The organism is Paenibacillus silvestris, assembly GCF_009882985.1.
In the GTDB taxonomy this organism is placed as follows: domain Bacteria; phylum Bacillota; class Bacilli; order Paenibacillales; family NBRC-103111; genus Paenibacillus_E; species Paenibacillus_E silvestris.
In genome coordinates this window covers 357,234-371,128 of record NZ_WTUZ01000040.1, presented here as the reverse complement: position 1 = coordinate 371,128, position 13,895 = coordinate 357,234, and the positions used below count along the sequence as shown (strand labels likewise).

The following is a 13,895-nucleotide window of genomic DNA, read 5'->3' as shown; positions in this document are numbered from 1 at the left end:
AGATGCCCTAGATGAAATAAATAGAAATTCTACCGTTAATTTGTACTGCATCGGCCGCTGGTGAAGCAACAGAGGTAGAAACTCCAGTTATTCGGGCAAAAGTGGATATATTATGGAAAATAGCAGGAGAAATCGGCGTTACTGATAAGCAATTCAGCCACACGGATCGCGCTAGCGAAAGCTCTGTACACCTCTAACGATGTAAAACATCGTTGGAGCGTGCACCAGCAAGCCGGAGGCAACTGCAACGATGAAAAACATCGTTGCAAGTCACACGGATCGCGCTAGCGAAAGCTCTGTACACCTCTAACGATGTAAGACATCGTTCTTGCTTAATTTCTTTCCTCTAGCAATGTGGTACAGACATGTGCTACCTATATGGCACATATATTTTTTAGAATGAGATATCAAAATCGCGGACGAAGAGAGGAGTGTACCTATGGATTCTCCAAAACGGAACAATGGTATGAACGATGTCATACCACAGCCCCTTCGTTATGACGGTGCCGGTGGGATTGACACAGGCCCGAGGGATATCATGCGGGATAGGGAAAACCCAAATATGCTAGTTCCACCTATAACGGACGCTGGATTGGTTCACAACTTGAAGTTTTCATTCTCTGACACTTCAATGACGTTAAACCACGGAGGTTGGTCGCGGGAAATTACGGTCAGAGAACTGCCGATCGCAACGACAATGGCTGGCGTAAACATGAGTCTAACGCCCGGCGGTGTCAGAGAGCTGCATTGGCACCAGCAAGCGGAATGGTCTTATATGTTAGTCGGACGAGCGCGTATTACGGCGATCGATCAAGACGGGCGGAATTTTATCGCCGATGTCGGTCCAGGCGATCTTTGGTACTTCCCGCCAGGGCTGCCGCATTCCATCCAAGGACTAGAGCATTGCGAATTCCTGCTTGTTTTCGATGACGGAAATTTCTCCGACCTTAACACGCTATCTATTTCCGATTGGTTTGCTCATACACCCAAAGATGTATTATCCGCAAACTTCGGTGTTCCCATGAGTGCTTTTGACAATATCCCAACGGATCAGGTCTACATTTATCAAGACAAAGTGCCAGGTTCACTGGAGAGCCAGAAGGTTCAATCTCCTTACGGAACAATCCCCTTAAGTTTCAAACATCAACTATTAGCTCAAACACCGATCAAAACACCTGGCGGCAGCGTACGCATCGTAGACTCAAGGAATTTCCCGATCTCACAAAAAATCTCGGCGGCACTTGTCGAGGTAGAACCAGGTGCAATGCGTGAGCTGCACTGGCATCCGAATAACGATGAGTGGCAATACTATCTCGCGGGTCAAGGGCGAATGACGGTGTTTATCGGCAATGGCAATGCAAGGACGTTCGATTATCGCGCAGGTGATGTCGGTTATGTGCCATTTGCTACGGGGCATTATATTCAAAATACAGGTACAGATTCCCTGTGGTTTCTTGAAATGTTTAAGAGCAACGTCTTCGATGATGTCTCGTTGAACCAATGGATGGCACTCACGCCACATGAACTTGTGAAGAGCAATTTGAATGTGGGACCTGAATTAATTGATGCTTTGCGCAAAGAGAAATGGCCAGTCGTCAAATATCCGGGATTCTCTTATTATCCGAGATAACGTATTTTTTGAAAAAAATTTTTGAATTATGATAGAAATTCGTAAGAGGCTGTGTCTTTTAGTTTGAATCCGCTAAAATGAAGTTGGAAACTCAAACTAAAGGAGAATGACAATGAGAAAAGTTGTTTTATTCATGCATGTATCGCTAGATGGTTTTGTAGCTGGACCTAATGGGGAATTAGATTGGATCTCTTATGACCAGGATTTGATGGATGCTGCGGATGAGATCGTAAAGACCGTTGGATCTCCCATTTATGGACGCGTGACTTATCAGATGATGGAGAACTATTGGCCAACGTTACTAAACAATCCTGAGAGTACGCAACACGATATCGATCATGCGAATTGGATTGAGGATATTGGCAAGATTGTAATTTCTAAGAGCCTTAAAGAAGTTCGTTGGAATCGTACAACGCTGATTAACGAGAATATCGCAGAGGAAATTGGGAAGCTCAAGCAGGAACCTGGAAAGGACCTGGTTATTTTCGGCAGTCCGAGCATCGCCCACACGTTTATTGATTTGGACCTAATCGATGAATACCGATTAACCGTTAGCCCTATTGTGCTGGGGAGAGGTACGCGATTATTTCAAGAGGATAAGCCGACGAAACGCTTGAATCTTCTCTCATCCAAGACATTGCCATCAGGCGTGCTGGTGCTTCATTACGAAGCTAAGAAAGAGCAGTAAATACATTCGACCTATAAAAGTAAAAAAGGAGCTAAGCGAAATCAAATCGCTTAACTCCTTTTTTGCTAACCGCCTAAGTTGGATATTCGGTTGATTAGTCCTGTGATGTCCGTAATAGTGGCAAGGATTTTGGAATTTTGCAGATTATCGAGCGCCAAATGCCCATTAACTACCACCTGATTAATCTCGTCTAACAAGACTTTATTTTTCTCAACTAATTGCTGATGAATATCCTTGGCGAATGCAGGAACGCTTTTCAGATTAAATTGTTCGATGTCTGTTTTTAAAGCCAGTAATTGATCTTCAAGTTTTTGCTTTGTCTCCGGATTCGTAGCGGCGTCTTTAATCAGCTGTGGTGCTTGTTCAGCAAACGTACTTAGTTTGTTGATGTGCGCCGTGGCTTGATTCACATAATCGAGTGATTGATTTGCCCCATCTAGGAACGAACAGCCCCCTAACATCACAGATGAAAGAAGAACGAAAAGCAGCATCGATTTTCTCATTAATGATCACTTCCTTTTCCTTGGAATTTGAGAAAACTGGTTTGGTTTGGTATTGTTTTAATACGCTTTAATAGAAAATAGAGTTTCAAGATAAGGAGAAAATGGCATGACGACTTTTATTGATAAGATCGCGCTGATTCGCATTGTGGATGGACAAATATTGGGTACACGCTCAAAGGGGAAAGACCTATATTATTTACCGGGAGGCAAAAGAGACCCTGGGGAGACGGATACCGAGACGTTGATTCGGGAAATCGAAGAAGAGCTTTCTGTGCAAATTAAACCGGAAACGGTAGCTCATTTCGGAAATTTCGAAGCACAAGCAGACGGCAAGGCAGAGGGCATTGTGGTGAAAATGGCCTGTTATACGGCTGATTATGACGGCGAGCTCCGTCCTGCTTCTGAAATCGATGAATTAGAATGGTTGTCCTATAAGGATAGGGATCGAGCGTCTCGTGTGGTGCAAATTATTTTTGATCACTTGCATGAAAAGAACCTGCTGCCATAACGCTTTATCTCTTTTGTGCAACTAATTCTCTCCCTTGACGTCAAATTAGGACAGAAGGGAGCGAATTTCATTGTCTATCATTAAAAAAGTGGTCGTTCAAGCCGCTGCGCTTAGTGTACTGGCCTCGGCAGGAAGTGCTTATGCGTATGACGTTACCTTAAAACCATTTACGGATGTAACACACGAGGATTGGTTTCAAAATGAGGTTTATTCGCTATCAGCGATCGGTATTATTGACGGATATTCGGATTTAACGTATAAACCGGATGGAACGCTGACGCGGGAAGCGTTCGTTAAATTGCTGATGAATGCCAAACAAGAGAATATGGCTGCTGGCACCGTTGTGCCGGGAACGCCAGTGGATGTTGAACAGGGGCGTTGGTCATATCCATTCGTATCCGCGGCTTATGAGCGCAAGTGGATTGATTTTATGCTGGATTCGCAGGGCAAGTTTCACCCGGATAATGCGATAACCAGAGAAGAAGTGGCAAGTGTTGTAGGGAAAGCGCTGCTGGATGCTCAGACAGCCGAAGCTCGCAACCTTTGGACAGTTCAAGGCTGGCAAGATGAGAAAGCGAAGAGTAACTTTGCTGATAGCGAAGCCTTGAATCCCAATCTGCGACCATATGCTTACTTTGCGGTCAATCAAGGGATCATGGAAGGCGATGAAACGGGTTTTCACCCTCAGCAATCCCTTACACGCAAAGAAGCTGCTGCCATCATTTATCGTTTCATTCAGACAGAAGTAGCCGCTCGTGAGCTGGAGACGGTAGGCTTCTATGCGATTAATTCGTATCCCGCAATCAAACACATGCCGCAGCTCGATCAAGTATCCTTCGGATGGTCGCATTTGAATTATGCAACACCAGGCAACGCCCAGTTGGAGACAGCGACGACGGAGTATCGTATTCCTTCAGGCTGGGAAGAAGTTGTCCAGACAGCTAATGCAGCGAAGATCGAGAAAAGTTTGATGGTTTATTACGGTGGGAAGAATCTAGCGGATTTCTTGAAGGACGGGCCTGCACAACAAGCGTTTATTCAATCTTTAAAAGCTGTTCTTACGGATGCCAGATATGGATTCACTGGGGTAACGATGGATTTCGAGGGGCTTATGGACGCATCCAGCGCACCTGACTATAGCCAATTTCTGAAAGCATTGAAAGCGGCAATTCCAAACTACCCATTAACAGTAGCTGTTCAGCCTGATTATTATTATAAAGGTTATGATCTAAAAGAAATTAACGCCTTGGCGGATACGGTCATTCTTATGGCTTATGATTTCACGCATAATGACAGTAAACTTCCTTCTGCTCCACTGCCGCTGGTGAACGATGCGGTGAAACGCGCCTTGGCGTTTGTACCCAAAGAAAAGCTCGTGCTTGGGATATCCAAGCAGGCGAATCAGTGGATAACAGCAAACGGGTCATCGGAATTATATAATCCAGATATTGCCGCTGTTGAGAAACGACTTACCACACCAGGAATTACTCAGACGATGAGTTTACCGTATTTTCTGAGAGAGATCGCTTTTCAAGATGATCGTGGCAGCCACGATATTTACTATGAAGATACGGCTAGTGTAGATAAAAAGGTATGGCTTGCGAAATATTATGGGTTAAAAGGCATTTCATTATGGTATATGGGAAATTATACCGAATCGGATTGGACATTATTTCAATCCAAATAAGAATAGGGGCTGTCTTGAAGGGACGTAATGACCTTCTAAGGCAGCCCTTTCATTTTCACACAGGAATTCATGAAAATCTAAAAAAAACCCGACTTCCCCTAAAGGAACCCTATAGGAGGGGAGCACGGATTCGGATACGATAAAAGCAGAAACCGTTGGAAGCGGTTACAACATGGTGCGTGCCAACATGTATGATACGGACGATCTACCGATTCAGGGTTGAACAGAAAGCGCTCAGCGTTTTCGTTTTATCATAACCTGCAAAGAAATGAGGGGTACGATGAGAAGGTCAAAATGGATGGCATGTACGATGGCTTTTGCGCTAACTGCTGGACTGGTCGGCTGCAGCATGGCGGCAGATAAGCCGGCACCTGGGACATCTTCTGCTTCACCTGCTGCGGCAAGCGCCGCACCTGTAGCACCGCAAGGACCAACGAAGTTCAGTATTTCCTTGCGAACGTTGAACTTTGATTATGTAGAAAAGGCAGCTAATCTTAACGAGGACAAATGGGTGAAAGAGCTGGAGAAGAAAACGAATACAGACCTCGATATCCGTTTAGTGCCCCATGCTGATTTTGAGAAGAAAATGGTGCAAATGTTTGCTACAGGGGACATTCCAGATGTCGTGCAAGCGGGAGCCAGTACGAGTGGTAAAGAGCTTGCAGGCTCTGTCCAAGCAGGCGTCTTCCTTGAACTAAATGGCCTTATTAAACAGTATGCGCCCAATTTATTGAAGACGATTCCGCAAGCGGCATGGGATGAAGTCACGCTGAACGGCAAAATCTACGCGATTCCGGAATATATTTCTCAGCCATCCCGTAGAGCAACTTGGGTGCGCGAAGACTTGATGAAGAAAGCAGGGATTACGAAGGATCCGAAAACGGTTGATGAGTACATGGAGATGCTGCGCGCTTTTAAGAAAATTGGGGTGGAGCATCCGTTCATGGGACGCCAAGATTTCAAATATGCAGATATTTTCTTTGGGGCTTATGATGTCTACCCGTACCTCAGCCAATTTGAGGTCGTGGACGGGAAAGTACAGCCGAAATTTTTTGACTCGGAAAACATGCAAAAGGCCCTCCAGACCTACAAAACGATGTTTGACGAAGGTTTGATCAACAAAGAATTCGCAACGATTAATCCGACGAATTTCAAAAACATTATTTTATCAGGTAAAGCCGGTATGTGGGAAATGAACGCGCAAGAGCTGCTGCAGTGGCAAACGCAATTGAAGCAGGCTGTCCCTGATGCGAAAATTAAAATCATTCCTTCCCCCGTGGGCACAGACGGCAAAGGCGGCGGGTATTTGTACTCGTCCGGTGCACGCTCCTATTTAATCAATGCAAAGACAGCGAAGGATAAAATTCCGGGCATTCTGAAGTTCTTCGAATGGCAAGCATCGGAAGAGGCGGATAAGTGGTTTGACTTGACTCTGCCGACAGAACCGAAGACAGATGCTGAGGTATCTGAACAGCGATATTTGAGCGGATTCCTCCATATGGTCAAGGATGATGCGTTCCGTAAACAAATTCTGAGCACAACGCAGGATGGCAAGGATTTGCTCAAAACGTTTGAGACTGTTTTACCAAATGAAGGACGCGGTGGCTTGGAATTTGATCCGATTCTGGACGCTATGCAAAAAAATCCGGACATTGCACCGTTATCGGATACGGCTCCTGCCGTGCTGCTCTCGCATATGGTGAAAATGGTGTACGGCAAAGAGCCAATCAGTGATTGGCCGAAGGTCATCGAAGAGTGGAAGTCCAAAGGCGGGAACGATGCGTTGAAGGCTGCGAATGACCTCTACCAGAAGAGAAGCGGTATGAAACTCAGAGGCCCAGAAGCTCAGAAGTGGAAATAAGTTAACTTCATAAAGAAGGCTGTACCAGATGTCTGAAGAGACGTTCTGGCACAGCCTTCTTTCGTGTTTATGCGGTCCAGTGTGGCGGCCGACTGAGTGAAGATGGAAGCTTGGTATGCGAATCACCTTTTGCTGCGTTGATTTGGAACTGTGTAAGGAAGAGGCTTCCCGTAAAATCCGCGCCGCAAAGGTTGGCATCACGGAAGTCAGCTCCGATGAGATCCGCTGACCGCAAATCTGCATCTCTCAGGTCCGCAGCGATCAGGTAGGCGCCTCGTAAGTAGGCGCCTCTAAGATCCTCGCCTCGGAGGTTGGCTCCGATCAGATCCGCTCCTCGCCCGTAGCTCTTGCGACGACCTCGAGCATGGTTCTGCTGACGCTGAACGCTAGCTCTCACAAGCTCGCTCGTCTGCAGGAGCAGGGCATTCACATCGGCACGATGCGCCGCAACGTCAAGCTCCAAGAGCGCTTCCTCACTTAAGGCTGTGAGGCGTTCCGTTTCCTCTCGCGCTGCACGAAGCGCTTCATGAATAGATCGCGTCTCTTCAAGTTCAATCGCATCTGTCAAATACCAGAGCAGCTCATGAAGCAGCCTTATGATATGAAACACCTCAAACATGGATTTCGCGCTTTCTGGAGCTTTGACCCAATTCTTGCCTCTGTAGGTCACTTGAGCGACATACTGACCAGCGCCAAAACAGTCATATACGGTGCATCCGCGATAACCGATCTTCCTTAGATCCTGGTGTACACTGCAGCGAAAGTCATCTCGCAGGTTATGGCAGGGCTTACCAGCAGGCTTGTCACCAGCAAAGTCAACGGAGGCGGCGAAGGGTAACGCCACACAGCATAGACCAAAGCAATTCTCGCAATCCGCATGCAGACGGTGACGGTAGTTATTTGAAACAGGTGTAGATTCTTGAGACTCCGGCAAAGGTTGTCCTCCTTTTGCTAGCTATCAATGACATTCAGATAGTTACAATATAAATTTAAGGAACTATTTCGTCAACGGACAAGATTACTATAACTAAACTTGCTCATTGGATGAATAATCAATTGTTTTGATGATTTTGAGCATCGACTTATTTTATTATCAACGCTATTGGAGGTTTTGATTATAGGCAAGCCTGCCATTCGTACGCCATAATGAAGCATGATTGTTGGTTTATATTTCCATTTGAAGCGTAAAGGTGGATAGGAGGTGGGTAAGCGCAACCTGAAATGAAAACGTTATCAAGTAGGTGTCACTAGGAAACGGAGGATAAGCAAGCATGATGAAAATGGCGATAAGCATGTTGATGGCTTTAAGTTTGAGCGCTGGATCGTTGCTGACTGCATCTCATGTAGGTATGGCGGCAAGCCCGGCTGGAACGCACGTCCTGCCTTTACAAGATGTCACGGTTTATTCGAATGGATATCAAATAAACGCTAACCTCGCAGCTTCAGATGGGGTTAACTATCATAAGCACTCGGATGATGGCGGGGAAACAGATAGAATGCGTGCTGGTTTACAAAAAGATGGGGCATCGGCCTACACCTATGTAAAGTATGATATTACCACTATCTTACCTTTGATCAATTCGGAATCGGAGGTAGCTCTCGCCTTCAAAACCTCTTCCTTAGAGCCAACACAAATGAGTGTCTATGGCCTTCATCCGTTGCAAACGGCTGCGGATTGGTCAGAATCAACGATGACTTGGAAAAATAAATTTCTGCGATTAACGGATTCAATAGATACCATAACCATAACGAATACGCCATCTGACTATCGGTTTAATCTCACGGATTATGTGAAGGAGAGCAAGAAAGCTGGGAAATCAGTGATTGGATTTGTGATTAAAGCGGAAACACCTGGCGCGATTGAAATGAGAGGGAATGAAACAACAGAAAGCGCTTCGGAGGGCCTGATCCCGACTCTAATTGTGAATGAGCAGAGCACGAACCTGCATGCGCCGCATCCATACACGCCGTCGGTACCTTTTGAATATGGCAAAAACATGCCACCACTGCATGACACACTCGTCTACAACCCCGTCACTACGAACAATAAGGATGCGGACAAAAATTATCACAGCACCAACAATGTTGCATCCATTGCAGACGGAATGACGGCTGAGTTTAATAAGTCAGTCGGTTATTATAAGTTCGATATTTCTAACTTGCCAGATGCTGACCATATTGGAAAAACGTTGTTTTCGGTGTGGGGACGCGATACGTCGAAAGCAACATCAGCGACAGCGACCAATTACGTTCAAATCTATGGCGCTGAGGAAGCGGGGAATTGGACAGAAACCGGCTTGACTTGGAATAATAAGCCAGCCATAGGGGCTGCTCCGATCGCCGAAGTGTTGTATAAAGCGGCAAATGATTATCAAGACGCTGACATTACTGACTATGTGAAGCAGCAGAAGCAGAAGGGTGCACAGACAATTACACTCGTGATGGCAGCCAAAAGCAGCAGCGGAATCTTTTATCATCGCGGGAAAGATACGACAGCTTCTGGGCAAATGCCGCCAAGACTGATCGTCTCCGATCCAGCGGATGTGCCTGAAGATATGCGACTAGGCGCTGATGGCAGAAGCCGACTGTATCCGGCAGATTGGTACCCAGGTTTCAAGGATAACAAAGGGAGATTCCTGCACGATTTCTCATATGCTGGTTATCATTCGGGAGAAACGCCTATTCCAGTTACAGATATCGCAGCGGGTATTGATGTGACCAAAGCGCCTTATGAAGCTGATGCGACGGGGCAAAGGGACTCCACCCAAGCGATTCAAAGCGCAATCGCAGATGCGGCAGCAAAAGGCGGCGGTGTCGTGTACCTCCCAGAAGGCACTTATCAGGTTAATCCGCCTTCAGGCAAGGATTTCTCATTGAATGTGCCAGCAAGCCATATCGTGCTCAAAGGTGCGGGAATGAACAAGACGTTCATTTATAATGCGACCGAAAATATGAAATCCAAAGATATTATCCGTGTCGGAGATGGCGATTGGAAGAAGACAAATGTCTCCACCAAGCTGAGTAAGAACGTTGCGGAGCCCAGCGCGCTACTTCCAGTTGAAGACGCAAGCGGATTCGCTGTCGATGATTATGTTTTGGTCACTTTTGAAACGACGATGGATTTCTTGAACGAACTTGGTATGCAAAATAAATGGGCGTCCCGTCTCGGCAAAGTCGAGCAGCTGTTTTACAGGCAAATTGTTGGAGTAGATCATGTGAATCAGACAATAACGCTGGACATTCCAACTCGGTATGCATTAAAACAAAGGGACAATATTACGATATCGAAAACAGAGGTCCCGATTTCCGAGGTTGGCATTGAGGATTTCTCAATTGCAAATGTACAAAATCACAACAGCGGTCTAGGGGAAGACGATTACAAGGTTGTCGGTACCGCAGGGTATGAGAGCGATAATGCGAAAGTGATCAATCTGATTGCAGTTGCAAACAGTTGGGTGCGCAATGTTAGCACCTATAAACCGGAGGGCAATTCAACCTATCATATTTTGTCCAAAGGGATCATTTTGGATCGCACCAAGAATGTCACGGTTGAGCATGTCACGATGCAGTATCCGCAGTACAGGGGAGCGAATGGCAATGGCTATTTGTATCAATTTATCGGCAATGACAATTTGATCACGGATAGTAACGCGATTGCAGCGCGACACAGCTTCACCTTTGCGAATTTCTCGGCTAACGGAAATGTGATGCATAACGTCTACTCCGAGAACTCCTCCCTCATGACGGACTTTCATATGTATCTCAGTATGGCTAATCTTATTGACAACATGACGTTAAATGGGGATGGTATTTCTGCGATAACACGGGACTATGGATCGTCAGCAACGAATAGACATGGCGTTGTGACTACGGAAAGTGTGTTCTGGAACACGACGGGTCAAGCTGCACATAGCTCCAAAAACGGCATTATTATCGAGTCGGAGCAATTTGGCAATGGATACATCATCGGGACGAAAGGTGCGGTTACCGGAGTCAACGTGAACTTCGTCGGTTCGATCCCCGATACGAACACCAAACCGTTCGACATGGCGGAAGGGGTTGGCGAGGGCACGAAGCTGGTCCCTCAGAGCCTATACGTCGACCAATTTACTCGAAGAACGACCGGTAAGGAGCTTGCCTTGCAGTCTCTGCTCGTGAATGGAGAGGCCATAAGCGGCATGCAATTGTTAAAAACGAAGTATTCCTATACATTGCCATTCGGAACTACACAGCTTCCAATGATTGAGGCTAAGCCCTTGCAATCAGGTGCTGTAATTACGATTACGCAACCAACAGCAACGAATGGTATAGGCATCATTCAAGTGTCCAACCATGGGGCAACGCAAGAATATCGCGTTCAATTTCAAGTGGCTGCAACCCCGATTTTGCCCAAAAGTATAACGATCGCGCCTGACAAATCTGTGCCAGGCTGGAGAGCTGCTGGCAACATAATCAGTGTAGGAAACAGCGGGAAACTGAAAGCATTCCTTACACTCGATACGGGCGAGATTGTTAATACGGAGAAAGCGAATATCCCTGTCGTGTACAGCGTAAATAATGAGGAAATCGGTGCATTAGATAATGGTTGGTTCATTGCGAAGCATGTGGGAGTGGTTAAAATAACCGCAGAAATCGTCTGGAATGGTGTGAAGGTCAGCGCTTCTGAGAACATGGAAGTGCGAGACGCGATGGCTGATCCAGAAGGAGGCCTGGCCAAAATCGTTGGTGTGACCGCCAGTGCAGACGATGGTAATCTGCCCATAAACACGATCGATCGCGATCCCGATTCGAGATGGTCAGCCGAAGGCAGTGATCAGTATTTACTGCTGGAGTTGGATAAAGTGCAATGGTTGGATAAAATATCCATCTTATTTTATAGCGGGAATCTGCGCTCTAATTATTTCGACTTGGAAGTTTCATCTGATGGCATAACGTATCAAAGAGTGTTGACGCAAGTTGCCAGTCATAAGCAAAATCCGAATCAGACGGAATCGTTTTCCTTTGAGCCAATTAGAGCTAAATATGTGAAATATATCGGTCACGGCAATGAATTAAACGCGTGGAACAGTATCATCGAGTGTTGGGTACATCAAGCTCAGATAGATGCTCCAATTACGACGCTTAGTGTTGCTGAGTCTGTATATGGAGGACAATTGTTCCAAACGTCGTTAGGACTTGGCAGCGTGACAAGCAGCGTGTATGCGGCGGTCTATGGCGTTGATCTATCAATTGGATATGATCCATCTCATCTTGAATTTGTATCTGTTGAATCATTGAAGCAAGGATTTGTGATTGACCCTATCAGCGTTCCTTCCAGTCCAGATCATATTCAAATTCAAGCTTCTGTTAGTGAAGCAAAGTATGCGATGACTTCAAGCGGAGAATTGTTCCGTATACAGTGGCGAGCTAAACCGATTACTAAAGCCGCATCTACACGTATTAGCATTGATTCTGCTAAAGTTAAGAATGGGAATGGGCAAGAAACAGAAGCATTAACGTCGGAACTGAATGTCAGTGTGGATGTTAGGAATTCAACCGGATCCTCGGGCGATAGCGATCATTCAGGTTCGGGTTCGGGTCCGCCTTCTGGACCATCGGTGCCAAGTCTGCCAATTGTCCCTTCAAAGCCGGAAACACAGGAGCCAGGAAAACCCGTCCAGGTTCAGGTTGTTGTTAACGAGCCAGTGAAGGAAACAGAGGCGGATGGGATGACAGTTGCACAAGTTACCGTTCGTGATGAGGCCATCCAAAAAGCACTCGATGCTTTGAGCTCCGAAGCAAAAAAAGGAGCCGTTCAACTTGTTATTGATATGAAGGGGCAAGAAGATAAAGGGGTTATCGTTCTACCTGCTGCTAGCATGATTTCTGTGCTAACTAAAGCGCCTAACGCCGTATTAGTCGTAAAATATAATTCAGTTACGTATGAGCTTCCGATCCGTGGTGTGGATGTGGCTGGGCTTTCCAGTAAGCTTGGCGCTGAGCCTGCTGATATTGCAATCACTATTCATATTGAGAAGCTGAATGCAGCTGATTCTAGCAGCTTACAAACGGCTGCTTCGGAGAATCAGGCCAAGCTGCTCTACCCTGGTATTCTGTTTGAAGTTACTGCAGAAAGCAGCGGAAAAAAGGTGCAAGTTGAAGATTTTGGCGGCTTATATGCACCACGTACAATTTCACTACCTGGCGATGTAGACGGGCTTCATGCTAGTGCGGTATCCTATGATCCAGCGACTGGCGAGTTGAGTTACGTGCCTGCTATTTTTGAACAGCAGGATGGGAACACGCTGGTTACGATTTACCGCACAGGTAACAGTCTATATACAGTTGTAAGTGCGAATCAATCATTCGCGGATCTCGTTGGTCACTGGGCTCAAGAGCAGGTTGATTTGTTAGCGTCCAAATTCTTGATCAAAGGTTCTTCTCAAGATCAGTTTATGCCGGATGCTGAAGTCAGCCGAGCGGAGTTTGCCGCTTTATTGACAAGAGCAATCGGGCTTAAGCCCAAAACTGCCGGAGCGTTCGCGGATGTTCCTACATCAGCGTGGTACTCTGGTGAGGTGGGTGCTGCTTCGGCTGCAGGGATTATTGATGGCTATGAGAATCATGAATTCAAGCCTGAGGCCAATATTACGCGCGAGCAAATGGCGGTTATGATTGTACGCGCGATGAAGCAGGCAGGCTTTGAAGTGAAAGCAGATCTTGCACAGCTGAGTCAATTTGCTGATAGCACACTCATAAGTGAATACGCTCATGCAGCTGTCTCTCAAGCGATTCAGGCGAAAATCGTCTATGGTGCAACAGTGGATACTTTTGCTCCTTTGATTAACGCGACTCGCGCAGAAGCGGCGGTCATGCTGAAGCGCATGCTGGATTATATGGCTTTTAATTAGCAGTAAAAGAGGTTGTCCTGCTGGCTTGCTTAAGCCGAAGGGACGACCTCTTTTTGCTAAGTCGTTACCCGGGCTGCGGGCATAGCTCTCCCTCATATTCCATTATCTTCGCCGTATGACTACCTTTA

General features: G+C 46.3%; 8 protein-coding genes. 6 read left to right on the top strand and 2 right to left on the bottom strand.

Features of this window, described 5'->3' with window-relative positions; all coding sequences use genetic code 11:
* The first annotated feature begins 439 nt into the window (after window positions 1–439).
* Together GQF01_RS33640 and GQF01_RS33635 are read left to right on the top strand one after the other, a co-directional pair.
* Complete coding sequence (locus GQF01_RS33640) at window positions 440–1,630, top strand: oxalate decarboxylase family bicupin (protein WP_161411631.1); 1,191 nt, start codon at window positions 440–442, stop codon at window positions 1,628–1,630.
* A gap of 112 nt (window positions 1,631–1,742) precedes the next feature.
* Window positions 1,743–2,318 (top strand): dihydrofolate reductase family protein, encoded by a 576-nt coding sequence (locus GQF01_RS33635; protein ID WP_161411629.1) that lies wholly within the window; start codon window positions 1,743–1,745, stop codon window positions 2,316–2,318.
* A gap of 65 nt (window positions 2,319–2,383) precedes the next feature.
* Here the strand turns inward: GQF01_RS33635 and GQF01_RS33630 are convergent, their stop codons facing one another.
* Window positions 2,384–2,821, bottom strand: a complete 438-nt coding sequence (locus GQF01_RS33630; RefSeq protein ID WP_161411627.1) for a DUF6376 family protein — start codon at window positions 2,819–2,821, stop codon at window positions 2,384–2,386.
* 106 nt (window positions 2,822–2,927) lie between these two features.
* Here GQF01_RS33630 and GQF01_RS33625 point away from each other — a divergent pair, with 106 nt between their 5' ends.
* The 3 genes from GQF01_RS33625 (at window position 2,928) to GQF01_RS33615 (ending at window position 6,877) form a co-directional block, all read left to right on the top strand.
* The gene (locus tag GQF01_RS33625; RefSeq protein ID WP_161411625.1) at window positions 2,928–3,329 is read left to right on the top strand and encodes an NUDIX hydrolase; all 402 of its coding nucleotides are present in this window, start codon (window positions 2,928–2,930) and stop codon (window positions 3,327–3,329) included.
* Window positions 3,330–3,399: 70 nt separating this feature from the next.
* Window positions 3,400–5,016 (top strand): glycosyl hydrolase family 18 protein, encoded by a 1,617-nt coding sequence (locus GQF01_RS33620; protein WP_161411623.1) that lies wholly within the window; start codon window positions 3,400–3,402, stop codon window positions 5,014–5,016.
* A 280-nt stretch (window positions 5,017–5,296) separates the two neighbouring features.
* Complete coding sequence (locus tag GQF01_RS33615) at window positions 5,297–6,877, top strand: extracellular solute-binding protein (protein WP_161411621.1); 1,581 nt, start codon at window positions 5,297–5,299, stop codon at window positions 6,875–6,877.
* Between the two features lie 67 nt (window positions 6,878–6,944).
* On the opposite strand, the gene GQF01_RS33610 is transcribed toward GQF01_RS33615, so the two are convergent.
* Entirely contained in the window at window positions 6,945–7,811 is an 867-nt protein-coding gene (locus tag GQF01_RS33610) for a pentapeptide repeat-containing protein (RefSeq protein WP_161411619.1), read from the bottom strand.
* A 337-nt stretch (window positions 7,812–8,148) separates the two neighbouring features.
* On the opposite strand from GQF01_RS33610, the gene GQF01_RS33605 reads away from it, so the two are divergent.
* Window positions 8,149–13,767, top strand: coding sequence for a CBM96 family carbohydrate-binding protein (locus GQF01_RS33605; RefSeq protein WP_161411617.1), 5,619 nt, complete (start codon window positions 8,149–8,151; stop codon window positions 13,765–13,767).
* Window positions 13,768–13,895 lie beyond the last annotated feature (128 nt).